This window comes from Kribbella sp. NPDC003505 (assembly GCF_040610875.1).
In the GTDB taxonomy this organism is placed as follows: Bacteria; Actinomycetota; Actinomycetes; order Propionibacteriales; family Kribbellaceae; genus Kribbella.
The window spans coordinates 615,540-641,427 of record NZ_JBEXNA010000005.1; the positions used below are offsets into that span (position 1 = coordinate 615,540).

Annotated in this window: 25 protein-coding genes; 6 read left to right on the forward strand and 19 right to left on the reverse strand. The window is 69.7% G+C overall.

What is annotated here, in order from left to right; translation table 11 throughout:
- The first annotated feature begins 46 nt into the window (after positions 1-46).
- A complete protein-coding gene (locus tag ABZX12_RS20910) occupies positions 47-478 on the forward strand; it encodes a MarR family transcriptional regulator (protein ID WP_355695347.1) in 432 nt (143 codons plus the stop codon).
- A gap of 3 nt (positions 479-481) precedes the next feature.
- Positions 482-1,636 carry a pyridoxal phosphate-dependent aminotransferase gene (locus ABZX12_RS20915; RefSeq protein WP_355695349.1) on the forward strand — a complete coding sequence of 385 codons (1,155 nt, stop codon included), beginning with the start codon at positions 482-484 and terminating at the stop codon, positions 1,634-1,636.
- Between the two features lie 28 nt (positions 1,637-1,664).
- On the opposite strand, the gene ABZX12_RS20920 is transcribed toward ABZX12_RS20915, so the two are convergent.
- The 8 genes from ABZX12_RS20920 to ABZX12_RS20955 all read right to left on the reverse strand — a co-directional run bounded on the left by ABZX12_RS20920 (position 1,665) and on the right by ABZX12_RS20955 (position 11,487).
- Positions 1,665-2,129: a hypothetical protein gene (locus tag ABZX12_RS20920; RefSeq protein ID WP_355695351.1), complete on the reverse strand. Its 465-nt coding sequence runs from the start codon at positions 2,127-2,129 to the stop codon at positions 1,665-1,667.
- Positions 2,130-2,232: 103 nt separating this feature from the next.
- Positions 2,233-4,854 (reverse strand): hypothetical protein, encoded by a 2,622-nt coding sequence (locus tag ABZX12_RS20925; RefSeq protein ID WP_355695353.1) that lies wholly within the window; start codon positions 4,852-4,854, stop codon positions 2,233-2,235.
- Positions 4,851-5,450 (reverse strand): hypothetical protein, encoded by a 600-nt coding sequence (locus ABZX12_RS20930; protein ID WP_355695355.1) that lies wholly within the window; start codon positions 5,448-5,450, stop codon positions 4,851-4,853. Before ABZX12_RS20930 ends, ABZX12_RS20925 begins: the two co-directional genes overlap by 4 nt.
- 294 nt (positions 5,451-5,744) lie before the next feature.
- Entirely contained in the window at positions 5,745-6,293 is a 549-nt protein-coding gene (locus tag ABZX12_RS20935) for a hypothetical protein (RefSeq protein WP_355695357.1), read from the reverse strand.
- 73 nt (positions 6,294-6,366) lie between these two features.
- The gene (clpB, locus tag ABZX12_RS20940) at positions 6,367-8,946 is read right to left on the reverse strand and encodes an ATP-dependent chaperone ClpB (protein ID WP_355695358.1); all 2,580 of its coding nucleotides are present in this window, start codon (positions 8,944-8,946) and stop codon (positions 6,367-6,369) included.
- Between the two features lie 170 nt (positions 8,947-9,116).
- A complete protein-coding gene (locus ABZX12_RS20945) occupies positions 9,117-9,623 on the reverse strand; it encodes a universal stress protein (protein WP_355695360.1) in 507 nt (168 codons plus the stop codon).
- Between the two features lie 11 nt (positions 9,624-9,634).
- Positions 9,635-11,011: an MFS transporter gene (locus ABZX12_RS20950; RefSeq protein WP_355695361.1), complete on the reverse strand. Its 1,377-nt coding sequence runs from the start codon at positions 11,009-11,011 to the stop codon at positions 9,635-9,637.
- The gene (locus tag ABZX12_RS20955) at positions 11,008-11,487 is read right to left on the reverse strand and encodes an SRPBCC domain-containing protein (RefSeq protein ID WP_355695363.1); all 480 of its coding nucleotides are present in this window, start codon (positions 11,485-11,487) and stop codon (positions 11,008-11,010) included. The genes ABZX12_RS20950 and ABZX12_RS20955 overlap by 4 nt, the downstream gene beginning before the upstream one ends.
- Positions 11,488-11,659: 172 nt before the next feature.
- Between ABZX12_RS20955 and ABZX12_RS20960 the strand changes: the two genes are divergently transcribed.
- Complete coding sequence (locus ABZX12_RS20960) at positions 11,660-12,691, forward strand: LacI family DNA-binding transcriptional regulator (protein WP_355695365.1); 1,032 nt, start codon at positions 11,660-11,662, stop codon at positions 12,689-12,691.
- 15 nt (positions 12,692-12,706) lie between these two features.
- Here ABZX12_RS20960 and ABZX12_RS20965 read toward each other — a convergent pair whose 3' ends face one another.
- The 5 genes from ABZX12_RS20965 to dnaK form a co-directional block, all read right to left on the reverse strand.
- Positions 12,707-13,240, reverse strand: coding sequence for a GNAT family N-acetyltransferase (locus ABZX12_RS20965; protein ID WP_355695367.1), 534 nt, complete (start codon positions 13,238-13,240; stop codon positions 12,707-12,709).
- Positions 13,241-13,454: 214 nt separating this feature from the next.
- Entirely contained in the window at positions 13,455-13,910 is a 456-nt protein-coding gene (locus ABZX12_RS20970) for a helix-turn-helix transcriptional regulator (RefSeq protein WP_355695369.1), read from the reverse strand.
- The gene (gene dnaJ, locus ABZX12_RS20975) at positions 13,910-15,073 is read right to left on the reverse strand and encodes a molecular chaperone DnaJ (protein ID WP_355695371.1); all 1,164 of its coding nucleotides are present in this window, start codon (positions 15,071-15,073) and stop codon (positions 13,910-13,912) included. The genes ABZX12_RS20970 and dnaJ overlap by 1 nt, the downstream gene beginning before the upstream one ends.
- 27 nt (positions 15,074-15,100) lie before the next feature.
- Positions 15,101-15,790, reverse strand: a complete 690-nt coding sequence (grpE, locus tag ABZX12_RS20980; RefSeq protein ID WP_355695372.1) for a nucleotide exchange factor GrpE — start codon at positions 15,788-15,790, stop codon at positions 15,101-15,103.
- Entirely contained in the window at positions 15,787-17,652 is a 1,866-nt protein-coding gene (gene dnaK / locus ABZX12_RS20985; RefSeq protein ID WP_355695374.1) for a molecular chaperone DnaK, read from the reverse strand. The genes grpE and dnaK overlap by 4 nt, the downstream gene beginning before the upstream one ends.
- A 229-nt stretch (positions 17,653-17,881) precedes the next feature.
- On the opposite strand from dnaK, the gene ABZX12_RS20990 reads away from it, so the two are divergent.
- Positions 17,882-18,358: a GNAT family N-acetyltransferase gene (locus ABZX12_RS20990; protein WP_355695375.1), complete on the forward strand. Its 477-nt coding sequence runs from the start codon at positions 17,882-17,884 to the stop codon at positions 18,356-18,358.
- Positions 18,359-18,376: 18 nt separating this feature from the next.
- Positions 18,377-18,919, forward strand: a complete 543-nt coding sequence (locus ABZX12_RS20995; RefSeq protein ID WP_355695377.1) for a hypothetical protein — start codon at positions 18,377-18,379, stop codon at positions 18,917-18,919.
- On the opposite strand, the gene ABZX12_RS21000 is transcribed toward ABZX12_RS20995, so the two are convergent.
- The gene (locus ABZX12_RS21000) at positions 18,920-19,354 is read right to left on the reverse strand and encodes a phosphoribosyltransferase family protein (RefSeq protein WP_355695379.1); all 435 of its coding nucleotides are present in this window, start codon (positions 19,352-19,354) and stop codon (positions 18,920-18,922) included. It lies immediately after the preceding gene.
- 285 nt (positions 19,355-19,639) lie between these two features.
- Between ABZX12_RS21000 and ABZX12_RS21005 the strand changes: the two genes are divergently transcribed.
- Positions 19,640-20,554, forward strand: a complete 915-nt coding sequence (locus ABZX12_RS21005; protein ID WP_355695381.1) for a DUF559 domain-containing protein — start codon at positions 19,640-19,642, stop codon at positions 20,552-20,554.
- Between the two features lie 16 nt (positions 20,555-20,570).
- Here the strand turns inward: ABZX12_RS21005 and hutI are convergent, their stop codons facing one another.
- From hutI to ABZX12_RS21030, 5 genes are all read right to left on the reverse strand, one after another.
- On the reverse strand, positions 20,571-21,734 hold the full coding sequence (hutI, locus tag ABZX12_RS21010) for an imidazolonepropionase (RefSeq protein ID WP_355695383.1): 1,164 nt from the start codon (positions 21,732-21,734) through the stop codon (positions 20,571-20,573).
- Positions 21,731-23,041, reverse strand: coding sequence for a formimidoylglutamate deiminase (locus ABZX12_RS21015; protein ID WP_355695384.1), 1,311 nt, complete (start codon positions 23,039-23,041; stop codon positions 21,731-21,733). The genes hutI and ABZX12_RS21015 overlap by 4 nt, the downstream gene beginning before the upstream one ends.
- On the reverse strand, positions 23,038-24,237 hold the full coding sequence (locus ABZX12_RS21020; RefSeq protein WP_355695386.1) for an allantoate amidohydrolase: 1,200 nt from the start codon (positions 24,235-24,237) through the stop codon (positions 23,038-23,040). Before ABZX12_RS21020 ends, ABZX12_RS21015 begins: the two co-directional genes overlap by 4 nt.
- On the reverse strand, positions 24,234-25,157 hold the full coding sequence (locus ABZX12_RS21025; RefSeq protein WP_355695388.1) for an ABC transporter substrate-binding protein: 924 nt from the start codon (positions 25,155-25,157) through the stop codon (positions 24,234-24,236). Before ABZX12_RS21025 ends, ABZX12_RS21020 begins: the two co-directional genes overlap by 4 nt.
- Positions 25,158-25,236: 79 nt before the next feature.
- Positions 25,237-25,887: an ABC transporter permease gene (locus tag ABZX12_RS21030; RefSeq protein WP_355695390.1), complete on the reverse strand. Its 651-nt coding sequence runs from the start codon at positions 25,885-25,887 to the stop codon at positions 25,237-25,239.
- Between the last annotated feature and the right edge of the window lies 1 nt (position 25,888).

Genomic DNA, 25,888 nt, shown 5'->3' on the forward strand with positions numbered 1-25,888 from the left:
AGATTGACAGGTTCCTGTCAATCTCTTTTTCGGCAGAATGTGGTGCATGGACGTCAATGACGAGACCGGGTGTGTGACTTTCCTGGTGCGGCACGCCTGGCTGAGCATGCGGTCCGCGCTCGCGGTCGCGCTCGACGAGCACGGGCTGTCGGTCCAGCAGTACGGCACGCTGCTCTGCGTCCGGGAGTCGCCGGGACTCACCGTGGCCGAGGTCGGCCGCGTGGTCGGGACGACGCGGCAGTCCGCCAACGAGCTGATCGCCGGGATGGAGCGCGCCGACCTGGTCGAACGGCGGCCGAACCCGAAGGACCGGCGTACCCAACAGGTCCACCTCACCGTCGGGGGCGAACGCCGGCTGGCCGAGGCGGCCCCGGCGATCCGCAAGGTCGAGGAGGACCTCGAGGCCTCCTTCACCGCGACCGACCGCGCCACCGCGCGCGCCTGGCTTGCGCACATGGTCACCGCGGTCGAGGGTTAGGCGATGCGCGGACATGCTGAGCGGTTGGACGGTCTCGGTACGACGATCTTCGCGGAGATGTCCGCGCTGGCGCTGGCGACCGGGTCGGTCAACCTCGGGCAGGGCTTCCCGGACCGGGACGGCCCGGACTCACTGCTCGAGGACGCGATCGCCGCGATCCGCGCGGGCGCGAACCAGTACGCGCCGGCGCGCGGCGTGCCTGCTCTGCGGCAGGCGATCGCCGACCACCAGACGCGCTTCTACGACCTGACGTACGACCCGGACACGCAGGTCCTGGTCACCACCGGCGCGACGGAAGCGGTCGCCGCCGCACTGCTCGCGTTCGTCGAGCCGGGCGACGAGGTGATCGCCCTGGAGCCGTACTACGACTCCTACGCGGCCGGCATCGCGTTCGCCGGCGGCCGACGCGTACCGGTGACGCTGCGCGCGCCGTCGTACCGGCTGGACCTCGACGAGCTGCGCGCCGCGGTCACGCCGCGGACGAAGGTGCTGCTGATCAACTCACCGCACAACCCGACCGGCACGGTCCTCACCGACGACGAACTGCGCGGCATCCGCGACGTCGCGGTCGAGCACGACCTGGTCGTCATCACCGACGAGGTCTACGAACACCTGGTGTACGACGGGGCGCACCGGCCGCTGGCGTCGTACGACGGGATGGCGGAGCGGACCGTGTCGATCAGCAGCGCCGGAAAGACGTTCGCGGTCACCGGCTGGAAGATCGGGTGGGTGACCGGATCGCCTTCGGTGGTGACCGCGGTGACTACCGCCAAACAGTTCCTCACCTTCACCTCCGGCTCCCCCTTCCAGCCCGCCGTCGCCAATGCACTTGCCCTGGGCAACGACTACTACGACGCGCTGCGCGCCGACCTGCGCGCCCGCCGCGACCTGCTGGCCGACGGCCTGGCCGACCTCGGCTTCGAGGTCCACCGCCCGGCCGGCACCTACTTCGTCACCACCGACATCCGCCCCCTCGGCCACACCGACGGCATCGAGTTCTGCCGCATGCTCCCCGAACGAGCCGGCGTCGTCGCCATCCCCCACCAGGTCTTCTACGACAACACCGAATCCGGCCGCCCCCTGGTCCGCTGGGCCTTCTGCAAACAACCCGAGGTTCTCGAGGAAGCCCTCGACCGCTTGCAGAAGCTCAGGGAATGAACCTGGCGACGGTTTCGGGGTCCTGGCGTCAGCGGTGGGTGAACCAGAGTCTCGTGGGTCGCTGGAGCATCAGGAAAAGCAGGGTCGCGTGGATGGCGAGACCGAGCAGGCTGGCCGGGAGGGCCATGATCCCGCCCGCGATGCCCATGGCGGCGACGGCGATCAGCACGTACCGTGCCCAGGCGCGGCGCTTGCGGAGGTAGAGCCCGGGGACCAGGTAGACGACCGCGCAGACGAGGGTGGCCGCGACCGCGACCGGTGTGTTGCCCTGAGAGCCGGTGAGCACTTCGGAGATCTGGTCGCCGGCCGATGTGAGCGTGAGAGCCGCCAGCAGCAGGCACAGCGCGCCGAGCCCGATCGCGATGACCGACGCGACGGTGACGTGCTTCGGCGTCGCCGTCTGGTAGCCGTACGTATCCGGAGCGGAACCGAACAACCCGCTGTACGGACCCGGCCCGTCCCGCACCGGCTCGTCACCACGCTGCCCAGTCATCCAACGTCCTTCCACGACCCCTGCTCCGATCCTCCCAGATCGGCCAAACAACGCCGCCGAGCCGGGCCGGTCCGCACGACCGGCCCGGCTCGGGCGGCGAGCCTCAGGAGGTGGTGCGCCTGCGGAGCAGACTGGTGGCGCCGATGGCGACACCGAACACGGCCAGGCCGGCGAGCAGACGGATCCAGCTGCGGTCGCCTTCACCGGTGGCCCCGGCCAGCTTGAGCGAGTACGCCGTCGCGCCGGTCGCACCCTCGGGAGCACCGAACGGCATCGACTCGGTCTTGGCGCGGTCTGCGGCAGCGGAGAGCAGGCTGTAGCGGCGGCCGAAGTCGACTGCGGTGTCGGCGCCGTTCTTGGTCAGCACCTTCGCACCTTCCTTCGAGAGCCGGCCGGCGCCGTCGGGGACGGCGGGCGCTTGTTCGGTGGCAGTGTTGAGGCCCTCCGACAGCTTGCCCGACCCCTCGGCCGCGGCGCCGATGCCGGTCGCCAGGTCCTTGGAGCCCTGCGCCAGCTGGTCCGAGCCCGTCTTGGCCTGGCCGACGCCGTCGGCCAGCTTGCCCGTACCGCCGGCCAGCAGGCCGAGCCCTCTGTCGAGCTGACCGGTGCCGTTCACCAGCACGCCGACACCCGCCTTGAGCTTGCCGGTCCCGGTGGACAGCGCACCGGCGCCCGTGTCGAGTTGGTCAGCGCCGTCCGACAGCTGGTTGAGGCCGGCCAGCAGCGTCTTGCCACCCGCCTGGATCTGTCCGACACCGGTCTGCAGCCCGTTGACCCCACCACGCAGGGTCTTGCTGGCCGGCGTGTCCTTCGAGGTGCCGACGCCGCCCTGGACGCTGGCCACCACACCGGACACCAGCTTGGCCACGCCGGCATCCAGCGCCACGAGGCCCTGCATCAGACCAGGCTCCGAGTCCGGACAGCCCGAGACCCGGTTGTCGAGCCCGCACTGCAGCTGCGCGATCCCTGGTACGGCGCGCTGGGTCAGCCGGCCCTTCAGGTAAGCGAGCGCAACCTGCAGCTTGGCGGAATCCGGCAGCGGCTTGTCCAGATCGGGCACGGGGTCGCCCATCGAGCCCATCTGGGCGATCACCGAGTCGAGGATCATCTTCTTCACCGGGTTGGTCTCCGGCCCCACATTCGACGCCCCGGCCGGACCGTTCAGCACCGCGGCAGCAGCGCCGTAGCAAGCCTCGCTGTACTTTCCTTCCGGCTTGCCGTTGCTGACCGCATCGAGCGCATCCGCCGCGCAGTACACGCCACCGCGCATCTTGTCGATTCCCGGACCAGCGGCGGCGAGCTGCTTCTTCAGGCTCTCCAGTCCGCCGAGCAGCGTTCCCTCGGTTCCGACCGAGCCGATCCCGGCGCGGAGCTGCGCCACGCCGTCGTGCAGGGGTTTCGCCTTGCCGGGCAGCTGGCCGATGCCGCCGTACATCTGACCGAGCCCGTCCTCGACGCTCTTCAGGCCGCCGCTGACCTGGTTCAGCCCGTCGATCAGGGCCGGAGCCTTGCCGGTCGCCTCGTCCAGGCCGGAGGCGAGCTTGCCGGTGCCGGTCTTCAGCTTGCCGGCACCCGCGGCGAGATCCTTCGCGCCTTTCTGCAGTTGGCCCGCGCCCTTGTCCAGCTTGTTCGCGCCCTTGGCGGCCTCGCCGGTCTTCGTGCGCAGGACAGAGGCGCCCGACTCGAGCTCGGCCATGCCGCCGGCCAGCTGCGACGCACCGCTGGAGAGCTTCGTGGCACCAGGCGCGGCCTGGTTGGCGAGGCCTTCGTTCAGAGTCTTCGCACCGGCGTTCAGCTGGAGCAGGCCGGTGAGCAGCTTCTGCGCGCCGTCCCGCAGCCGGATCAGGTTCGAGTCGAGCGTCGTGCCGCCCTCGACCAGGTCGGCGCCCTTCGCCGCGCCGCTCTCGTATCCAGTGACCGCGGTCTTGAACGCCGGGCTCTCCAGCGGGCTGACCGGCAACGCGGTCAGCTCGGCCTCGGGGACGATCGCGTCCTTGACCTCGGCCGACCAGCCGAACTCCGCGGTCGCTGCGCCGACGGGCGGGAACAGCGTCGCGGTGAAGCTCAGCTTCGTACCGCCCTTGCCGTCGCCGGCCTTGTTCGCCTCGGCCGAGGTGACATCGCCGAACTCGGGCGGCAGCACCGTGGTGAGCTGACCGACCATCGGAATGACGACGTCGGCCTGTTCGACGACCTGCTTGCCGTACCCGTCGGTGATCGTCACCGACTCGGTCTTGGCCGAGGTGTTCTCCACGACGTAGTGCGCCTCCAGCCGGCCCTTCTTGCCGACGACGTCACCGGGCTTGGACAGCTTCTTGCCGTTCAGGGTGTAGGTGACGGCGACCTTGATCGGCAGCTTCTTCTTGTCGAAGTCGCTGACGGTGCGAATCCGCTGCTCGCCGTCCACCGACAGGTCGACGGCCATCTTGCCGTCCTTGACCGCGAAGCCGCCGAAGCTGTCCAGGTTGCGCAGGCTGTCGGTCGACACCGGGTTGGCGACCTTCACCTTTCCGGTGCCGACGAAGGCGAGCTGCTCGTAGATACGGGCGCCTTCGACCTTGCCGCTGGGGTCGAGCCTGGCCTGCACCGTCTCGGTGTTGGTGACCGTGACGGGTCCGGCCGAGAGTGCGCTCGAGGTGGCCAGCGCCTGGGACGTCGACAGGACGAAAGCGGACGGGACGGCGACGGCGACAGCCAGTCCCCGGGTGATGCGTCGGGCGGTCACGCACGGTCTCCTTCGGTCGAGGCAAACTCACGGGTGTCGTCGGCAGGAACCCAGGCGTCTTCTTCGGCCGGCTCGTCGGGCGGAACCTCGGATCGCTCGGCCGGGGGCGCCGGCTGCGGCCGCCGCAGCGACGTCGCCAGGAACCCGATCCCGGCCGCCAGCAGTACGCCGGTGGCCGCCGACGGCGACTGGGCCAGGAAGGCCGGACTGTCCGCGGTGTAAGTCTCCTCGTACACGGCGACCATCGCGGCCGCGCCGAGCAGCAGCGTCCACAACGGGATCTTTTCGCCCGAACCGGCCGTGAACGCCACGCAGACGGCTACCACGGCGACGGCCGCGACGGCCCGTCCGGATGCCGAGTCCGGCAGATAGAGCGCCCGGACGGCGAATCCGAGCCAGGCGATGAACAACCCGATCAAGAAGCCGGTCGCGCGCATCGCCGGAGTGCGATCCTGCACCAGCCCCACCACACCCCCCAGGGCCCCGCCGACCAGCGCCACGTGCTGTGTGTTCAGACCGAGAGCTTCTCCGACCAGACACAACAGACCCGCGACGACGGCCAGCAGCGCACCGGATAGCAAGGTACTGCGCTGCATTGAGTCCTCCACTCACTGCCGGACTCCGGGGACCCCCCGCCGGAAAATCCAAGTTTCAGGTACCTGAACTACTGTTCAGTACTCAGCTGACGGACGTTCCTACCAAGCAGTAACCCTTGGTTTCAAGAGCGGAGAGATACCGACTGTTCACAGCCGGAAGTTCAAGTGTTTGAAGGCATTCCCGGCCGATACAAAACCGGGCCCGAGATCCCGCAAAACTCCCTTGCCGGGTCGCGTCCGTGGGATCGGTAGTGCACTGCCGGCCACGCGGACTACTTCTTCCGCAAGGAGCTCTCAGCCGAAGAGCGGGGCCAGGTGTGGCAACGGGAGGAAGTGGACCGTGGTGCCGGTGGTGCCGTCCGTGGGGATCGGCTCGAGGTCGGTCACGGGGACGCCGAGCTCGTAGCGCTGGGTCCACGAACCGTTGGTCCGCCGGTTGGTGTGCACCAGCCACTCGCTCGAAGCAGCCACGACGGACATGCCGCGGCGCGGGTGACCGTCCGGAAGCAGCGGCGCCTGCGGATCCTCGAAGAAACGCAGGTCCTTGGTCGCCATGATCGGCTTCTTCACGACTTTGCCGTGCTCGTCGACGCGGGTGTCCGTGCCGCGCCCGTAGTCGGTGACCGCGATCGACCCGTCAGCGTGCAGCTCGACCGAGCACTCCGGGCGGCTCCCCGTCGACTCGGCTTCGTCGCCGGGGTACGCGAGCACCTCCAGCAGCAGGTGGAGCACTCCGCCCGGCGCGTACAGCTCGGGCTTCGCGCGAACCAGCTCCAGGTGCTCGTGATCGACCGAAGCAGCCCAGTCGTGGGTGGTGTTGATCCAGTCGGCGCGCGAAGTCACCCGGCCATTCTCCCCGACCGACGCACGGAAGCCGAAGGGCCCGGTCGTGAATGACCGGGCCCCAGCCAACCGCTCAGACAGTGACGTCCAGCGCGTCCTTCGACTCGTTGAGGGTGACCTTGACGGTCTCGCCGTCGCGGATCGAGCCGTTCAGCAGGCCGCGGGCGAGCTCGTCGCCGATCGCGGACTGCACCAGGCGGCGCAGCGGGCGGGCGCCGTACACCGGGTCGTACCCGGTCATCGCCAGCCACTCCATCGCGCCCTCGTCGACCGCGAGCGTGATCCGCCGGTCGGTCAGACGGCGCTGCAGCGCGTTGATCTGCAGCCCGACGATCTGCGTCAGCTCCTCGCTGCCGAGCGCGTCGAACAGCACGATCTCGTCCAGCCGGTTGATGAACTCCGGCTTGAACGACTGCCGCACGGTGGCCATCACCTGGTCGCGCTTGATCTTGTCGTCGAGCGTGACGTCGGCCAGGTACGCCGACCCCAGGTTGCTGGTCAGGATCAGGATCACGTTGCGGAAGTCGACCGTGCGGCCCTGGCCGTCGGTCAGCCGACCGTCGTCGAGCACCTGCAGCAGGATGTCGAAGACCTCGGGGTGCGCCTTCTCCACCTCGTCGAGCAGGATCACCGAGTACGGACGGCGGCGGACCGCCTCGGTCAGCTGGCCGCCCTCCTCGTAGCCGACGTAGCCGGGCGGGGCGCCGACCAGCCGCGCGACGCTGTGCTTCTCGCCGTACTCCGACATGTCGATGCGGACCATCGCCCGCTCGTCGTCGAACAGGAAGTCCGCGAGCGCCTTCGCCAGCTCGGTCTTACCCACACCGGTCGGGCCGAGGAACAGGAACGAACCCGTCGGCCGGTCCGGGTCGGAGATGCCCGCGCGCGCCCGCCGGACGGCGTCGCTGACGGCCTTGACCGCCTCACGCTGACCGATCAGCCGGCGGCCGAGCTCGTCCTCCATCCGGAGCAGCTTGCCGGTCTCGCCCTCGAGCAGCCGGCCGGTCGGGATCCCGGTCCACATCGCGATCACCTCGGCGATCTCGGTCGGGCCGACCTCCTCGTTGACCATCGCTTCGGGGCCTTCGGCAACCTCTTCCTCGGCGTCGGCCTCCTCGAGCTCCTTGCTGAGCTGCGGGATCTCGCCGTACAGCAGCCGGGACGCGGTCTCCAGGTCGCCGTCGCGCTGGGCGCGCTCGGCCTGGCCGCGCAGCTCGTCGATGCGCTCCTTGATCTCACCGACCCGGTTCAGGCCGGTCTTCTCCCGCTCCCAGCGGGCCTCGAGCGCGCGCAGCTCCTCCTCGCGGTCGGCGAGGTCGGCGCGCAGCCGCTCCAGCCGCTCCTGCGACGAGGCGTCGTCCTCGCGGGACAGCGCGAGCTCCTCCATCTTCAGCCGGTCCACGGTCCGGCGCAGCGAGTCGATCTCGACCGGGGACGAGTCGATCTCCATCCGCAGCCGGGACGCGGCCTCGTCGACCAGGTCGATCGCCTTGTCGGGCAGCTGGCGACCGGTGATGTACCGGTTGGACAGCGTCGCCGCGGCGACCAGCGCGGAGTCGGAGATCGCGACCTTGTGGTGCGCCTCGTAACGCTCCTTCAGGCCGCGCAGGATCGCGATCGAGTCCTCGACCGACGGCTCGCCGACGAACACCTGCTGGAAACGACGCTCCAGCGCCGGGTCCTTCTCGATCCGCGTGCGGTACTCGTCCAGGGTCGTCGCACCGATCATCCGCAGCTCGCCGCGGGCCAGCATCGGCTTCAGCATGTTGCCGGCGTCCATCGCGCCCTCGCCGCTCGCACCGGCGCCGACGACGGTGTGCAGCTCGTCGATGAACGTGATGATCTGACCATCGGATTCCTTGATCTCGGTCAGCACGGCCTTCAGCCGCTCCTCGAACTCACCGCGGTACTTCGCGCCCGCGACCATCGCTCCGAGGTCCAGGCTGATCAGCCGGCGGCCACGCAGCGACTCGGGCACGTCACCGGCCACGATCCGCTGGGCCAGCCCCTCGACGACGGCCGTCTTGCCGACGCCGGGCTCACCGATCAGGACAGGGTTGTTCTTGGTCCGGCGGGACAGCACCTGGACCACGCGGCGGATCTCGGAGTCCCGGCCGATCACCGGGTCGAGCTTCCCGTCCCTGGCGCGCTCGGTCAGGTCGACGCCGTACTTCTCCAGCGTCTTCGTGGTGCCCTCGGCCTCCGGCGAGGTGATCCGGCGGTTGCCGCGCATCTGGTCGAACGCCTGCAGCAGCGCGTCGGCGGTCACGCCGAGCGCGGTCTTCGCGGCGCCCTCCACGGTCGCCAGCGCGATCAGCAGGTGCTCGGTGGAGACATACTCGTCCCCGAGCCCGAGGGCCCGCTGCTCCGCCTGGTTCAGCACGTCACCGGTCTTCCCCGACAGGCTCGGAGCCTGCACGCTGCCACCGCTCGCCTTCGGGAGCCGGCTCAGCTGCTCGGCAGTCTTCCGGCGGACGGCGTCCAGGTCGCCCCCGGCCGCCTCGAGCAGACCGATCGTCGTGCCCTCGGGCTGCGCGAGCAACGCGGACAGCAGGTGAATCGGTTCCACGGTCGGGTTGCCCGCCGCGGAGGTCTGACGGATCGCGACCGACAGGGTTTCCCGGGCCAGCGTCGTCAACCGCTGAACATCCATCTGGTTCCAGCCTTTCAAGTTCCAGCAACAACAGTCACTGGGTACAACCTATCCAAAGTTGAGTGCATTCCACTCAACTCTGAAAAAGCTGGGGGAAATCTCAGGGTCCTCCGAGCACGACGAACCCCGCCCGGTCCGCGGGGACAGGACGGGGGTCGGCGGCCGGCCGCTCAGGCCGGCGGAGCGTCCTCCGATACGCCGAGGTCTCCCCCCACCCCGGTCGGGCGGACGATCAGCACGTCACATCCGGCCCGTTTGGTCACCTCGGTGGCGACCGTGCCGAGCAGCCGGTCGATCAGGGAGCGGTCCTGGATCGCGCCCAGCACGATCAGGTCGGCCGACCGCTCCTCGGCGGTGGTGAGCAGCGCCATGGCGGGCTCGCCATCGACCAGCAACGCCGCCGCGACACTCGCGCCCTCGTCCCGGGCGGTGACGGTCGCCGCCTGCAGCGCCTGTCCGGCCGCCGCCCGGCCGAGCACCTGCCCGAGCCGCGCGTCACCGCCGAGCGTCGCCATGTTCCGGGCCTCGGTACGGCGAGGAAGCTCGCTGAACGCGCACACGACGACCAGGTCCGCGTCGTCGCGGACGGCCAGCCAGGCGGCCCGGGCGATCACCTGATCCGCCAGGCCGGAACCGTCCGTGCCGGCGACGATGGTGTGGTAGTCCTTCATGCTCATCGCGGACCTCCTCAGTGCCCGGCGGCCGGCAGGTAGCCGACCTCGTCGACGTCACGGACGATCGGCGGCTCCTTGATCCAGAGCATGACGGCCGCGGCGAGCCCGAGACACACCCCGGCGAACCGGATCGCGTTGTTCGGGTTCTCGCCGAGCACGCCGGAGTAGATCGCACCGAAGGTGACTGACTGGATCAGCATCGGGATCACGATCATCATATTGATGATCCCCATGTAGACGCCGTACCGGGTGGACGGGATCATCCGGACGGCCATGATGTAGGGCACACCCATGATCGAGGCCCAGGCGATGCCGAGGCCGATGATCGGCACGAACAACAGGTACTTGTTCGTCACCGACGGGAAGACCAGCAGCCCGACGGCCGCCAGCAGCAGGCAGAAGCAGTGCACGAGCTTCGCCCCGCGCTTGCGGGCGAAGGCGACCAGGCTGAACGCCACGCTGAAGGTGACGATGTTGTACCAGCCGTTCACCAGGCCGGTCCAGGCGACCGCGTCCTCCTTGCCCTCAGGAGTCGGCGGGAACACCGACTTCGCGATCGACAGCGCGACGAACTGCCAGTAGCAGACCATCCCGTACCACTGAAACAGGTAGACCAGTCCGAGTTTGCGCAGCTCCGGCGGCATCTCGACGATCGCCTCGCCGATCTCCTTCAGGGCCGGGCCGAAGCCGCCCTTCTTCGCCCGCAGCTGGGCGAGTTCCGCCTCGGTCGGCGGGATCTCGGGGGTCCGCAGCACGGAGACCAGCACCGACCCGATCGAGCAGACGGCGCCGAGCATGAAGGATCCGAGCACCCAGTACGGGATGCCGGCCTCGGTGCCACCTTCGATCAGCTGCTGGAACACGTACAGCGACACGTTCGCCAGCGTGATGCCCAGGCCGGTGAAGAACGACTGCGCCAGGAATCCCTTGCCCAGCTGGGACGGCGGCAGCTTGTCCGCGATGAACGCCCGGTACGGCTCCATCGCGGTGTTGTTGCTCGCGTCGAGCAGCCACAGCAACAGGACCGCCATCCAGACTGCGGTGACGAACGGGAACAGGAACAGACACACGCTGCAGCCGATCGCGCCGAGCACGAAGAACGGCTTGCGCCGGCCCCAGCGCGGGCTCCAGGTCCGGTCCGACAGCGCGCCGATCAAGGGCTGGATGAGCAGGCCGGTGATCGGCCCGGCGAGGTTCAGGATCGGCAGGTCGGCCGGATCCGCCCCAAGGAATTCGTACACCGGGTTCACGGCGGTCTGCTGCATGCCGAAGCTGTACTGGATGCCGAAGAAGCCCAGGTTCATCACCAGGATCTGCGGCATCGTCATCAAGGGCTTCTGCCGGACGATGGCCGTGTGCTGCAGGTCGGTCCGGCCTTCGACCGTGGTCATGCCACTGCTCCGTGCCCGTTGGCGCTCACCAGATAGGCCTGCAGCCGGGTGAGCTCGCGCTCCCAGCCCTCCCCGTGCCAACCGGCCACGTCGGGCTCGTACGGCCCCTGGATGACCCGGACCAGCGTGCCGTCCCGCCCGGTCTTCGAGAACTCGACCCGCAACTCGAGCGGTACGTCGGGATCGATCCCCGGATCGCCCGTGATCCGCTCGCGGGACACGAACACGTCGGGCTCGAAGTACTCGGTGTAGACGCCGTCGGTGCCGACCCGCGTCCCCGGATCGCTGTCGCGCACCTTGACGTGGTGGTGGCGGCCGCCGAGCCGCAGGTCGCCGCTGACCGAATTCAGTTCCACGTGCCAGCCGGGCGAACCACGCCAGCGCGCGAGTTCGGCCGGCTCGGTCCAGGCCTTGAAGACCTGGGCACGGGGGAAGTCGAACTGGCGCTCCACCGTGACGATGACATTGGCAGTCACAGCTCCTCCTCGGGAGAGTACGGTAAAAGCGTTTTCATCCGGAGTGTGACATCCATCACTTGCGTCGACAAGGGCGTGTCGACTTGACGGCCAAAGGCGTTATTTTCTGATGCTTTCCCGGGCGTTACGCTGGAAAGAACTGCGATGCAAGCGTTTTCACAAGGAGGAGTTCGTGAGCCCGGACCGGCCCAGCATCCTCGACGTCGCCGCGCGTGCGGGAGTGTCCCCCGCGACGGTGTCCAGGTCGCTGCGCGGGCTGGCGAAGGTCGCCCCGCAGACCCGCCGCCGGGTCCTCGACGCCGCCGCCGAACTCTCGTACGTCGCCTCGCCGCAGGCGGCCGGACTGGCCTCCGGGCGCACCGGCGCCGTCGCCGTGGTGGTCCCGTTCATCACCCGCTGGTTCTTCAGCACGGTCGTCGCCGGCGTCACCGACGCGCTCCGGGAGTCCGGGTACGACACCGTGCTCTACCACCTCGGCGGCGCGGACCACCGGGACCGGTTCTTCGAGCAGATGCCGCTCGCCCGGAAGGTCGACGGCATCCTGTCGCTGTCGATGCCGCTGACCGAGGACCACACCCTGGCACTGCGCGCCCTCGACCTGCCGCTGGTCAGCGTGGGCTCGCACATCCCGGGCTCGCCGTCGGTGCGCATCGACGAGGTCGCGGCCGCGCGGACGGCGGTCAACCACCTGCTGAACCAAGGTCACGAGCGGATCGGCTTCATCGCCGGCACCCCCGACGACCCGCGGTTCGGTTTCGCGTCCTCCGAGCTCCGGCGCCAGGGCTACGAGTCCGCGCTGAGCGCGGCCGGCCTCACCCAGGACCCCGAGCTCGTCGCGAGCGGACCCCATGGGCTCGATGGCGGATCGGCCGCGATGACCCAGCTCCTCACCGGCTCCGTGCTGCCGACCGCCGTTTTCGCGGAGTACGACGAGTTGGCGCTGGGAGCCTTGTGGGCGTTACGGCGTGCGGGAATGCACGTGCCCGAAGCGATGTCGATCGTGGGCATCGACGACCACGAAATGGCTCCGCTCGTCGAACTCACCACGGTCGCGCAGGACGCACACGAGCAGGGCAGCGTCGCCGCACACCTGCTCCTCCAGGCGCTCGGCGCACCGGCCGCCGACCTGGCCGGCACCGACCTCGTGCTGCCCACCCGGCTGGTCCTGCGCAGCAGCACCGCGCCGCCGCGACAGTTCCGCTGACCGCTACCTGGTTCGTCAGCTGAACTCGGAGGCGCGGATGCGGTACACCTGCAGGTTCAGGTCGTAGTACTTGTCGGTCTCGCCGACCCACTCCATCCCGAGGCGGCGTGCGGTGGCGATCGCGCGCTGGTTGGCCGGTCGCGCGACCGCGAACAGCTCGTCGACCTCGCCGCCACTGAACGCCCAGCGCATCAGCGCGCGGCTGGCCTCGGTCGCATATCCGTGACCCCAGGCGCTCGGCCGCAGCTGCCAGCCGATCTCGAGATCCTCCTCGTACGGCGGCAGCAGCCGGATCAGCAACGCGCCGACGACCTCGTGGTCGGTCCGGCGCTCGACCGCCCAGCGGCCCGCCGGGACGACGAAGTTCGGCTGGGCCTCGATCCAGGACTGCAGGATCATTCGCATGGTCGCGGTGTCCGGCACCTTGTCGATGGCCGGTGACAACCAGGGCGCCACGTCCGCGGAACCGAAAATCTCCAGCGCGGCGTCGGCGTCGTCTTCCTCCCAGTCCCGGATCAGCAGCCGGTCCGTCTCCAGCTTCAGGGTCACCCCGCCAGGGTATGCGGTGTGCGATCGGGCACAAGAGCACGAAGAGAGCCGCAGGGCGGTCCTGGAACGGACCACCCTGCGGGGGCCGAGGGCGCTGGGGGGATAGCGCACCCTCGACTCGTGGAGGCGTCGTGGGGGAACGTCGACCTCCACCTGGCCGGAGGATCCGAGGAGTGGGTTTCGGAGAACCTCCGGCGGCTTGGTGGGCGGGGGATCAGCGCGAGCCGAGTTCCAGAGGCTGGGTGCGGATCCACCGGGTCGTGGTCTGCTGCCGGCCCATGGCGATCACGTCGCCGGCGGGACCGGCAGAGAAGACCCGGCTGGCGGCGGGACGCCGGGAGGCGCCGACACCGCGCTGGACCTCTGCCAGTAGCTGGTTGACCCGCGTGCGCAGGTCCTCCACTTCGGACTGTAGCGCGAGAATGTGCCGAATGCCCGCCAGGTTGACACCTTCTTCCTGGCTGAGGTGCTGCACGTAGCGCAGCTTCGCCACGTCGTACGCCGAGTAGCGCCGGCCGCGGCCGGACGCCCGGCTCGGCACCACCAGGCCGAGCCGGTCGTACTGGCGCAACGTCTGCGGGTGCATACCGGCCAGCTGGGCTGCCACCGAGATCACATAGATCGGGGTGCGGTCGTCCCAGGTCGGCACCTGGCTGAACGGGATGCCCATCACGAACTCCCGAACAACCCGGCCCGCAGGTCAGGCTGGTCCGACGCGGAGCTGAACTCCTGCAGCTTCTCCTTCTGCTCGTCGGTCAGCTCGTGCGGCACCTGCACCTCGAGGGTGAGCAGCAGGTCGCCCTTGGTCCCGTCCCGCCGGACCGATCCCTTGCCGCGAACGCGCAGCTTGCTGCCGTTCGCCGTACCGGCCGGGATCCGGACGGTGACGGGCATGCCGTCCAGGGTCGGAACCTTGATCTCGGCACCCAGCGCCGCCTCGGTGAAGCTCACCGGGACGTTCAGCGTCAGGTGCTCGCCCTGCCGGCCGAAGATCCGGTGCGGCTTGACGTGCACGGTGACGTAGAGGTCGCCCGCGGGGCCACCCCGTTCGCCGGCCGCGCCCTTGCCCTTCAGCCGGATCCGCTGACCGTCCTGCACGCCCGCGGGGATGCGGACCTGCATGGTCTTGCTCGACGTACCGCGGCCGGAGCCGTGGCAGGTCTCGCACGGCTGGTCGACGACCAGGCCGCGCCCCTTGCACTCGGTGCACGGCTCGGTCATCGCGAAGACGCCGCCCTGCACCGAGGTCTGCATACCGGTGCCCTCGCACTTGAGGCAGACCTTCGGGACGGTGCCGTACTTCGCGCCGGTCCCGCGACACGTCGGGCACGGCTCGTCGCTGGTCATCCGGAGCCCGACCGTGACACCGTTCACGGCCTCGGCGAACTCGATCGTCGCCTCGGTCTCGATGTCCTGACCGCGCCGCGGACGGGCGGTGGTGCTGGTCGTGGTCCGGCCGCCACCGCCGAACATACCGCCGAGGATGTCGCCGAGCCCGCCGCCGGCACCCTGGCCGCCGCGGTTGAACAGGTCGCCGACGTTGAAGTCGAAGCCGCCGCCCTGACCGCTGCCGCCCGGCATCCGGAAGCCGCCGCTGCCGAACAGCCGCCGCGCCTCGTCGTACTCCTTGCGCTTCTTCGGGTCACCGACGACGTCGTACGCCTCGGAGACCTCCTTGAACTTGGCCTCCGCCTTGGTGTCCCCGGCGTTGGAGTCCGGGTGGTACTGCCGGGCCAGCTTGCGGTACGCCTTCTTGATCTCGTCGGCCTCGGCGGTCTTGGAGACGCCGAGAACCTTGTAGAAGTCCTTCTCGATCCAGTCCTTCGTGCTCATCCGACGCCTCCCCTCCCGTCGTGGTCGTTACTCCGCGGACCGTTCCGCGTCTTCATCTGTGGTCTCCACCGGTACCTCGGCCTTGGCGGCGTCGGCCGGTAGTTGTTCGGTCGGCTCCGACACGGCCACCCGGGCCGCCCGGAGGATCCGCTCACCGTGCCGGTAGCCCGGTTGCATGATCATCGTCGCGGTCGGGCCGTCGACCTCGTCGGAGTAGTTGTGCAGCAGGGCCTCGTGGATCCGCGGGTCGAAGGGGTCGCCCTTCTCGCCGTACTTCACCAGGCCGAGCTTCTCGGTGACCCGCTCCAGCGATTCGGCGACCGCCTTGAACGCGCCGTCCAGTTCACCCGCGTCGCGGGCCCGGCCGATGTCGTCCAGGATTCCGAGCAGCTCGGTCAGCACGGTGCCGATGACGAGCTCCCGGGACGCTTCCCGCTCCCGGTCGACGCGGCGCTTGTAGTTCACGTACTCGGCCTGCAGTCGCTGCAGGTCCGCCGTACGCTCCGCGAGCGCCTCGGTCAGCAGGGCCTCCTGGGCGGACGGGCCGATCAGGTCCGACGGGTCGCGCGGCGGCTGTCCGGCCGGGCCGGCCGCCGCGGGCGCCGCGGACTGCTCCGCAGGCTCCCGCAGCTTGCCGGTCTCCGGGTCGATCCGGCGCTTGTCGCGGATGACGGGCTCCCCGTCACCGAACTCGCTGCCAGTCGGTCGATCCGTCACTTGTCCTCCGTCTTGTCCTGCGGCCGGTCCTCGTCCACGATCTCGGCGTCGACGACGTCGTCGTCGTTGCTGCTGCTCGAGCTCGCGTCCTCGGAGGTGGCGCCGTCGGCCGAGCCGCCGGCGGCCTGGGCGTTCGCGTACATCGCGGCGCCCATCTTCTGGCTGGACTGGGCGAGCTTCTCCGAGGCGGCCTTGATCGCCTCGGCGTCGTCACCCTCGAGCGCCTTCTTCAGCTCGGCGACGCCGTCCTTGACCTCGGTCTTGACGTCGTCGGGGACCTTGTCCTCGTTCTCCTGCAGGAACTTCTCGGTCTGGTAGACGAGGCTCTCCGCCTGGTTGCGGCTCTCCACCGCCTCGCGGCGCTTGCGGTCCTCCTCGGCGTACTGCTCGGCGTCGCGGACCATCTGGTCGATGTCGGTCTTCGGCAGCGCGGAGCCGCCGGTCACCGTCATCCGCTGCTCCTTGCCGGTGGCCAGGTCCTTGGCGTTCACGTGCACGATGCCGTTCGCGTCGATGTCGAAGGTGACCTCGATCTGCGGCACGTTCCGCGGCGCCGGCGGCAGGCCGGTCAGCTCGAAGTTGCCGAGCGACTTGTTGTCGCGGGCCATCTCGCGCTCGCCCTGGTAGACCTGGATCATCACCGACGGCTGGTTGTCCTCGGCCGTGGTGAAGATCTCCGAGCCCTTGGTCGGGATCGTGGTGTTGCGCTCGATGATCTTGGTGAACACGCCGCCCTTGGTCTCGATACCGAGGCTCAGCGGGGTCACGTCGAGCAGCAGGACGTCCTTGACCTCACCCTTCAGCACACCGGCCTGCAGGGAGGCGCCGACCGCGACGACCTCGTCCGGGTTCACACCCTTGTACGCGTCCTTGCCTGCGGTGAGCTCCTTGACCAGGTCGGCCACCGCGGGCATCCGGGTCGAACCGCCGACCAGGATCACGTGGTCGATCTTCGACACGTCGATGCCGGCGTCCTTGATGACGGCCTTGAACGGGGCGCGGGCGCGCTCGAGCAGGTCGCTGGTCATCTTCTGGAACTCGGCCCGGGAGAGCTTCTCCTCCAGGTGCAGCGGGCCGGACTCGGTCAGGCTCAGGTACGGCAGGTGGATCGTCGTCTCGGCGGTGCTGGACAGCTCGATCTTGGCCTTCTCGGCGGCCTCGTTGAGGCGCTGCATGGCCATCTTGTCGCCGGACAGGTCGGTGCCGTTCTTGTTCTTGAACTGGGTCACCAGCCACTTGACGATCCGGTTGTCCCAGTCGTCACCACCGAGGTGGTTGTCACCGCTGGTCGCCTTCACTTCGAAGACGCCGTCACCGATCTCCAGCAGGGAGACGTCGAAGGTACCGCCGCCGAGGTCGAAGACCAGGATGGTCTGCTCGGCTCCCTTGTCCAGGCCGTAGGCGAGCGCGGCCGCGGTCGGCTCGTTGACGATCCGGTGCACCTTCAGGCCCGCGATCTCGCCGGCCTCCTTGGTCGCCTGGCGCTGCGCGTCGGAGAAGTAGGCCGGCACGGTGATGACCGCGTCGGTGACCTGCTCCCCGAGGTACGCCTCGGCGTCCCGCTTCAGCTTCTGCAGCACGAACGCGCTGATCTGCTGCGGGGTGAACTTCTTGCCGTCGATGTCCACGCTCCAGGCCTCGCCCATGTGGCGCTTGACCGAGCGGATGGTGCGGTCGACGTTCGTGGTGGCCTGGCGCTTGGCCACCTCGCCGACCAGGACCTCGCCGTTCTTGGCGAAAGCCACCACCGAGGGCGTCGTGCGCGCTCCCTCGGCGTTGGGGATGACGGTGGGCTCGCCACCTTCCAGTACGGCGATGACGGAGTTCGTCGTACCGAGATCGATACCGACCGCGCGGGCCATGCTTTACCTCCACAGAGTTGAGTGATGCAGACTCAATGTTGCCGTTCGTCCGCCTCGGTTTCAAATCCGTGACTGAACAAACTTGAGTTCACTGGACTCAACATTGCACACCCGTCAGGTCATTCCCAAGGGCGGCCCCCGATTTCGGGGTCCCGGCCAGGGTGGGGCCAGGGCCGGGCCCCAGGAAGACCCTCCCGAAGCAAACGTTTACCGTGCGATCCTGATCACTGTGAAGCTTCGCCCGATGACCGCCGCCGACGTCGCCGCGGTCCTCGCGCTGAACGCCACCGCCGAAGGTCTCGTCGAGCCCCTGGGCGCCGACCGCCTGGACTGGCTCCGGCTGATCGCCGCGCACGCCGTCGTGGTCGACCTGGACGGCGCCCCGGCCGGCTTCGTGCTCACGTTCACGCCCGGTTCGGCCTACGACGGGCTCGCCTTCGAGGCGTTCACGCAGATCTACGCCGACCGCTTCCTGTACGTCGAGCGGATCGTGATCGCCGCCGAGCACCGCCGCCAGGGCATCGCCTCGACGGTGTACCGCGCGATCGAGCGCTCTGCCCGGCCCTTCGACCGCACCGTCGCCGCGGCCCCGACCGGCACTCCGGCGTACGCGTTCCACACCGCGCGCGGTTACGAGGAGGTCGGCAAGCAGCGCCTGCCCGACAGCACCACGACGGCGCTGCTGTCGAAGGACCTCGCCGCCTGAGCCGCTAGCCTCGATGTGATGAGCCTCGCGATCGATGTCTCGTCCGGCAACAACCGCACGATCGTCAAGGGCATCGTCGGCCTGGCCGTGGCCGCGGCGATCTGCCTGGTCCTGGCGGTCCTGGCCGGCGGCGGCGTCCGGATCACGTTCCTGGTCCTCGCCGTGATCCTGCTCGCCGTCGCCGGCCTCCCCGCGCTGAAGCTGCGGACGCTGCTCCGGCCCAGGCGCATCCTGTTCGACCCCAACGGCCTGCGGTACCAGGACCCGGCCGGGCCCTGGGCCTGTGCGTGGAGCGAGCTCGCCGCCCTCGTCGTACAGACGTCGGGCCACCAGGTCCGCAACGCGCAGACGCAGCTGGTGCAGGCCTATGGCCCGACGATCAACCTGCTCCTGGTGCCGGCCGGTCCGGAGTTCGCCAACCGGCACCCCGAGCTCGCCGGCCGCCGGGACGCGGACGGTCAGTTCGCGATCCCGCTCGGCCCGAACCCCGAGCTCGTCCCGGCGCTGGACGAGGCGGCCCGACAGTTCGCCCCGCCCGGCCTCTACCAGGGCGTGCGCTGATCAGAGCTGGCGTACGTCGAGGAGTGAGCGGACCGGGAGGTCGTGCCGGAGCCGTGGATCGGTGAGCGCGTCGACGATGCAGGCCGCGCCGACCCAGTGCGCGCCGCAGTCCTCCACCAGCGCCCGCGCCGCCCGCGCCGTCGCCCCGGTGTCGACCCAGTCGTCGACCATCAGCACGCGATCCCCGGCCCCGATCAGCTTCCGCCGGAACCCGAACACCACGTGCCGGTCCTGGTAGTCGGGCGCCGTCGTACGCCGTACCCACCGATCACTGTCGACCGACGAGCCCGCGCGCTTCCGCATCTCCACGAACCCGACCCCGAGCGCGGCCGCCGTCAACGCCCCGACCAGCGACCCCCGCGACACCGGCCCGAGCACCACCGTCGGCTCCACGTCGTACAGCCCCGCGAGCGCCGGCCCGATCTCCCGCAACAACTCCGCGTCCCGCCACCACCCGGTGACGTCCGCACAACTACTTCAGACGCCCCGATCCGTCTGCCACCGAAACGCGCCCCGAAGCCGTGCTCTCGTGTCCATGTCTCCAGAGTGCCTTGTCCGTGGGCTTGGCGCATGTGGTTTGCGGACCGCCATCCCATCACAGGTGCGATCCCGGCGCCCCCGCACGGGAAATGGGCCAGGCGGCCGCCGGTTGTGATGGCCTGGCGGTCCGGCTGTGGACAACGACCGACGCCGTCCGGACCTTTCCGCCAGCATGAACACATGCCTCAGGTCGTTGACGTACTGCTCCGAAGGGAGGGCATGGCGACGTTCGGGGAACTGCGCGCAGTGGTCTCCGGCCGTTCGATTCGCGCGGCTCTGTCCGCCGGATCGATCCGCCGGATCGCGAAGGGCGTCTACGCCTTGCCGGCAGCGCCCGACCCGATCGCCGCCGCACGTGCCCAAGGTGGGTTGGTCTCGCATGTCAGCGCCGCTGTGCTGCACGGGTTCGATGTGCTGAAGCTACCGGACAAGCCACAGGTCACAGTCCCCCGCGGGCAGCACCGGCGGCTGAGCCCGCTGAACTGCGAGCTGCACTGGGCCGACGACGTCCCAGCCGACGGCCCGTGCACGAGCAGACTTCAGACGGTCCTCGACTGCGCACGAACGTTGCCGTTCGCGTCCGGCCTGACGATCGCGGACTCCGCGCTCCGCGGACGCCTGCTGGACCGATCCCGGCTCATGGCCGCCGCCGCCGCCCTGACCGGCCCCGGTTGCCGGCGGGCGCGACGGGTCGCCGCGGCCGCTGACGGACGGGCCGAGTCGCCACTCGAGTCTGCGCTCCGTGCGATCCTGATCGAGGCAGGCATCCCCGGGTTCGAGCCACAGGTCGTGGTGCGCGACGGTGGCTTCTCGGCGCGGATCGATCTGGCCAACGCGGCCCTGATGATCGCCCTCGAGGCCGACAGCTTCGCCCACCACGGCACCCGCCTCGCGCTCACCCGGGACTGCCGGAGGCACGTCAGCCTCACCGTGCGGGGCTGGCAGCTCTTGCGGTTCTCCTGGGAGGACGTGATGTTCGACCCCACGTGGGTCGTCCACGCGATCCGCGCTGCCGTTGCCGGATCCGCAGGCCATCACAATGTTTCGCTTGCGCCCACCGGCACGCTCGCAGCCGCCGAGCGGACGCATTTGTGATGGCCTGGCGGTCCGCCTACACCGGCCGACCGCCGATGAAGGTCTGGCTGACCAGCGGGACGGCGGGGCGGTAGGCGAGGTGCAGGTAGGACGGGGCGTCGAGGACGGCCAGGTCGGCTCGGGCGCCGGGGGTCAGGTGGCCGACGTCGGTGCGGCGGAGGGAGGCGGCGCCGCCGGCGGTGGCGGACCAGAGGGCCTCGGCGGGGGTCATGTGCATTTCGCGGACGGCCAGGGCGATGCAGAACGGCATCGAGGACGAATAGCCGGAGCCGGGGTTGCAGTCGGTGGCGAGGGCCACGGTGACGCCGGCGTCGAGGAGACGGCGGGCGTCGGGGTACGGCGACCTGGTGGAGAACTCGATCGCCGGGAGCAGACCGGCGACGACGCCGCTCGAGGCGAGCGCGTCGACGTCCGCGGCGGTGAGATAGGTGCAGTGATCCGCCGAGGCGGCGCCGACCTCGGCGGCGAGCTGGACGCCCGGGCCCTCGCCGAGCTGGTTGGCGTGCACCCGAGCCTGCAGGCCCCGCGCCAGCCCGGCCCGGAGGATCGCCCGTCCTTGGTCCGCGTCGAACGCTCCCCGCTCCACGAAAACGTCGACCCACGTCGAGTGCTCGGCCGCGGCGTCGAGCATCGGCCCGGTCACCAGCGCCACGTACCCCGCCGGGTCGTCGGCGTAGTCGGCCGGTACGACGTGGGCGCCGAGGTACGTCGTGTCGTCGGTGAACTGCCGCGCGATCCGCAGCGCCCGCGCCTCGTCGGCGACCGTCAGCCCGTAGCCGGACTTGATCTCGACGGTGGTCGTGCCCTGGCGGCGCATTTCGGTCACCAGACGGGCCACGTTCGCGGTCAGCTGCTCGTCAGTGGCCTCGCGGGTCGCCGCCACCGTGGTCCGGATCCCGCCGGCCGAGTACGGCGTACCGGTCATCCGCGCCGCGAACTCCTCGGCGCGATCGCCTGCGAACACCAGGTGTGAGTGCGAGTCGACGAAGCCCGGGATCACCGCCCGGCCGCCGAGGTCGATCGTTGCGTCGGCCGCCGGGGCCGTGGTTCGCCCGCCGGTCCAGGCGACCGTGCTGCCGTCGATCACCAGCGCCGCGTCGTGAAGCTCACCGAGCGGGCCGCCGTGCGTGGGGTCGTTGGTGACCAACGAGGTGATGCCGGTCAGGAGCAGCGAGGTCATCGGGTCACCGCGGCGATCGAGGCGGCCAACCGCGCGGGGACGTCCAGACGACTGTGCTTGCCGTTGGCAACCACATGGTTGCCCGAGACGATCACATCCGAAACATCCGCGGCAGCTGCGGCGAAGACCGCGGTTTCCACTGAATCGCCGGTGCCTGCGGTGCGGACGGTGTCCGTGCGGACGGCGACGAGATCGGCGCGGGCGCCGGGAGCGATGACGCCCGCGTCCTCGAAGCCGATCGAGCGGTGGCCGTCCGTCGTCGCTGCTCTGAGGAGCTCGGCCGCCGACCAGTGACCGCGCTCCTGCGAGGCGAGGCGTTCGTCCAACTCGACGGCGCGCATCTCCTCGAACAGGTCGATCACCGCGTGACTGTCGGACCCGAGCGTCAACGCCGACCCCGCGTCCCGCAGCGCCACCGACGGCCCGATTCCGTCCGCGAGATCGCGCTCGGTGGTCGGGCAGAAGCAGGAGTACGTCGCGGAGCTGCCGAGCAGACCGATGTCGACCGGCGTCAGATGGGTCGCGTGCACCGCGCTCGTCCGTCCGCTGAGGAAGCCGGTCTCGTCGAGGATCTGCGCCGGCGTCCGGCCGTACGCCTCGAGACAGGCCGCGTTCTCGGCGACCTGCTCGGACAGGTGGATGTGCAGCGGTACGTCGGGGAACGCCGACGCGACCGCGCCGAGTTGGTCGTGCGGTACGCCGCGCACCGAATGCGCCGCCGCGCCGATCACGACGTCCTCTGCGCCCTTGAGCTGCGCGACCCGGGCGGCCCAGGCGGTCGCGTCGCCGTCGCTGAAGCGTTGCTGGACCTCGTTGAGCGGCTGGTCGATTCCGCCGGCGACGTAGCAGGTGTCGAGCAGCGCGATCCGGAGGCCGGCATCCCGGGCGGCCTCGATCAGCGCCGTACCCATGGCGTTGGGGTCGTCGTAGCGGCCGCCGCCGGGGGCGTGGTGCAGATAGTGGAACTCTCCGACCGCGGTGATGCCGGCGAGCAGCATTTCGGCGTACACGGCGCGGGCGAGCTCGTAGTACGTGTCGGGAGTGAGCGCGGCGGCGACGGAGTACATCTGGTCGCGCCAGGTCCAGAACGTGCCACGCTCCGCCTGCGTGCGGCCGCGGAGCGCGCGGTGGAACGCATGGCTGTGGCAGTTCGCGAGACCGGGGATCACCAGGCCGTGCAGCACCTGCGCGTCGCCGGGGTCCACAGCGGTCTCCACCGTCGCGAACCGGCCGTTCTCGACGGTCACCAGGACGCGCGCTGCGAGGCCGGTGGGGAGCAGAGCGGTCGAGCACCAGTACGACGTCACGTGGCGAGGTCCTTCAGTACGGCGGCCAGCGCGTCGACGCCGGCCAGGCAGTCGTCCAGCTCGGCGAACTCGGCCGGCGAATGCGAGACGCCGGTCGGGTTGCGCACGAACAGCATCGCGGTCGGGATCCCCGCGTCCGAGAACACGCCCGCGTCGTGCCCGGCGCCGGTCGGCAGCACCGGGGCGCCGTCGAGCACGTTCACCAGGCGGTCCCGCAGGCCGGCCGGGAAGTCCACGATCGGCGACACCGACTCGGGCGTCACCTCGAGGGTGGTGCCGTCCCGCTCGGCGCGCTCGGTCGCCTGCTTGGTGATTGCTGCGAGCAATGATTCGAGGGTGGCGGTGTCGGCGGCCCGGGCGTCCAGCCAGGCGGTGACCCGCGACGGTACGGCGTTGGTGCCGTTGGGCTCCACCGACAGGCGGCCGAAGGTCGCGCGGGCACCGGCGAGCCGGGCCTGTTTGTTCGCGGCGAGGGCCGTCATCGCGTACGTCAGCATGGGGTCGTGCCGGTCCTCCATCAGCGTGGTGCCGGCGTGGTTGGCCTCACCACCGAACGTGAACCGGTACCGCCCGTGCGGCCAGATCGAGCTGGCCACACCCACCGGCGCGGTCAGCCCTCTGCCTTGCTCCACATGCAGCTCGACGAAGGTCCCCATCCGCTTCAGCAGCGGCGACGGCCCGACCCCGGCCGGATCGATCCCGGCCTTCTCCAAAGCCTCGGCGAGCCCGACGCCGGCGCGGTCCTTCAAGGCCAGCGCCTTCTCAGTCGGCAGCACCCCGGCCGCGACCCGAGACCCCAGACAGGGCATCCCGAACCGCGACCCTTCTTCCTCCACGAAGGCCCCCACCCCGATGGGGACCGCAGGCTCGAACCCCTCCGCCCGCAACCGATCCACAGCCGCCAGCGCCGACACCACCCCCAGAGGCCCGTCAAAAGCTCCACCGTCAATCACCGAATCCAGATGACTACCGGTCACCACACCCGGGCGGAGCGCCGACTGTTCGGGCGGCTGCCACCAGGCGATCAGGTTGCCGATGCCGTCGGATTCGACGGTGAGGTTGCGGGCGGCGCACTGGTCGAGGAACCAGTGCGTCGCCTCGCGTTCGGTGGGGGTCCAGCCGCCGCGGGTGTAGCCGCCGGTGTCGGGGTCGCGGCCGATGGCGGACTGGTCGGCCCAGAGGGATTCGAAGCTCAAGACAGTGGGTTCTTCGCCAGCCAGTCCTTGGCGACCGCGTCCGCGCTCTCCTTGCCGGCGTCGATCCGCTTGACCAGGTCGGTCAGCGCGTCGGTGGTCAGTTTGGCGTCGACGGCGTTCAGCGTCGCCACGATGTCGTCGGACTTGTGGTCGGTCCGGATCAACGGAACGATGTTGTTCGGCGGCAGGATGTTCTCCGGGTCGTCCAACTGGACGAAGCCCTGCTCCTTGATCACCGACTGGGTGGTGAACAGGTTCGTCACCTGGATCTGGTTGTCCTCCAGCGCCTTGATGCTCAGCGGGCCGCCCGCGTCCAGCGTCTTGTACTCCTTGAACTCGACGCCGTACTTCTCCTTCAGACCCTTCAGACCCGCCGACCGGACCTTGAACTCCGAGCTGCCGCCCGCGATCAGGTTCTTGTCCTTCAGGTCACCCAGCGACTTCAGGCCGTACTTGTCCGCGGTCGCCTTGGTGACCACGATCGTGTCCTCGTCGGCGGCCGGCGACTTGTCCAGCACCTCGAGCCCGGGCGTGAGCGCCTTCTTCAGCGCCTCGTACGCCTTGTCCGGGTCGGTCTCGGTGGAGTTCTTGTCGAAGTACGCCAGCGCGGCGCCGGTGTACTCCGGCACCAGATCGACGGACCCGTCCTTGATCGCGGCCATGTAGGTCTCGCGGTTGCCGATGTTCGGCTTCTTCTTCACCTCGATGCCCTTGGCGGCCAGGGCCTGGCCGTAGATCTCCGCCAGCAGCTGGCTCTCGGAGAAGTCGGCGGACCCGACGGTGATGCTGCTCACTTTCGACGGCGCGGGCGAGGACCCCGCGTTGTCGTTGCCGAGCTGGTCGCCCCCACCCCCGCAACCGGCCAGGCCGAGCACCGCCACCCCGGCGATCGCAGTACGGATGAGTGTGGATCTCAACACGAGAGCCTCCAGTGTTCTCGTTCAGCCACCGGCCGGTGCCGATGGATGTGTCTCAAGTTCATCAGGTACCCCGGACAGTTCAGCCGATCTTGAGCCCGGGTGAGACGGTGATCCGTCCGATCAGCGCGAACAGCGCGTCGAGCAGCAGCGCCAGCAGCGCCACCAGCAGCGCGCCGGTGAACATCTGCGGGAAGTCGCGCAGCTTCAGCCCGTCGATGACGTACCGTCCGAGGCCGCCGAGCGACACCAGCGCCGCGATGGTCGCGGTCGACACGATCTGCAGGGTCGCGCTGCGGATCCCGGAGATGATCAGCGGCATCGCGATCGGGATCTCCACCTTGGTCAGGATCTCCTGTCCGGTCATCCCCATCCCCCGGGCGGCGTCGATCGTGGCCGGATCGACACCCGAGATCCCGGCGTACGTCGACGCGAGGATCGGCGGGATACCGAGCGCGACCAACGCGATCAGCACCGGCAGGAACCCGATCTGGTCGGTCAGCAGCACCGCCAGCATCAGCAGCCCCAGGCTCGGCAGCGCCCGCGCCGCGTTGCCGGTGTTGATGGCCAGGAACGCGCCGCGCCGGGTGTGCCCGATCCGCAGCCCGATCGGCAGCCCGATCGCGGTCGACAGACCGAGCGCGGCAAACGTGTACCAGAGGTGTTCGATGATGCGCGCCCAGATACCTTCGGGGCCGGACCAGTTGTACGAGTCGGTCAGGTACTCCCACATG

Bases quoted from the DNA above. Each gene is read 5' to 3' on its own strand.
- ABZX12_RS20910 (WP_355695347.1), top strand. From the start codon at position 47: ATGGACGTCAATGACGAGACCGGGTGTGTGACTTTCCTGGTGCGGCAC.
- ABZX12_RS20915 (WP_355695349.1), top strand. From the start codon at position 482: ATGCGCGGACATGCTGAGCGGTTGGACGGTCTCGGTACGACGATCTTC.
- ABZX12_RS20920 (WP_355695351.1), bottom strand. From the start codon at position 2,129: ATGACTGGGCAGCGTGGTGACGAGCCGGTGCGGGACGGGCCGGGTCCG.
- ABZX12_RS20930 (WP_355695355.1), bottom strand. From the start codon at position 5,450: ATGCAGCGCAGTACCTTGCTATCCGGTGCGCTGCTGGCCGTCGTCGCG.
- clpB (WP_355695358.1), bottom strand. From the start codon at position 8,946: ATGGATGTTCAGCGGTTGACGACGCTGGCCCGGGAAACCCTGTCGGTC.
- ABZX12_RS20945 (WP_355695360.1), bottom strand. From the start codon at position 9,623: ATGAGCATGAAGGACTACCACACCATCGTCGCCGGCACGGACGGTTCC.
- ABZX12_RS20950 (WP_355695361.1), bottom strand. From the start codon at position 11,011: ATGACCACGGTCGAAGGCCGGACCGACCTGCAGCACACGGCCATCGTC.
- ABZX12_RS20970 (WP_355695369.1), bottom strand. From the start codon at position 13,910: ATGGGCATCCCGTTCAGCCAGGTGCCGACCTGGGACGACCGCACCCCG.
- dnaJ (WP_355695371.1), bottom strand. From the start codon at position 15,073: ATGAGCACGAAGGACTGGATCGAGAAGGACTTCTACAAGGTTCTCGGC.
- dnaK (WP_355695374.1), bottom strand. From the start codon at position 17,652: ATGGCCCGCGCGGTCGGTATCGATCTCGGTACGACGAACTCCGTCATC.
- ABZX12_RS20995 (WP_355695377.1), top strand. From the start codon at position 18,377: ATGAGCCTCGCGATCGATGTCTCGTCCGGCAACAACCGCACGATCGTC.
- ABZX12_RS21005 (WP_355695381.1), top strand. From the start codon at position 19,640: ATGCCTCAGGTCGTTGACGTACTGCTCCGAAGGGAGGGCATGGCGACG.
- hutI (WP_355695383.1), bottom strand. From the start codon at position 21,734: ATGACCTCGCTGCTCCTGACCGGCATCACCTCGTTGGTCACCAACGAC.
- ABZX12_RS21030 (WP_355695390.1), bottom strand. From the start codon at position 25,887: ATGTGGGAGTACCTGACCGACTCGTACAACTGGTCCGGCCCCGAAGGT.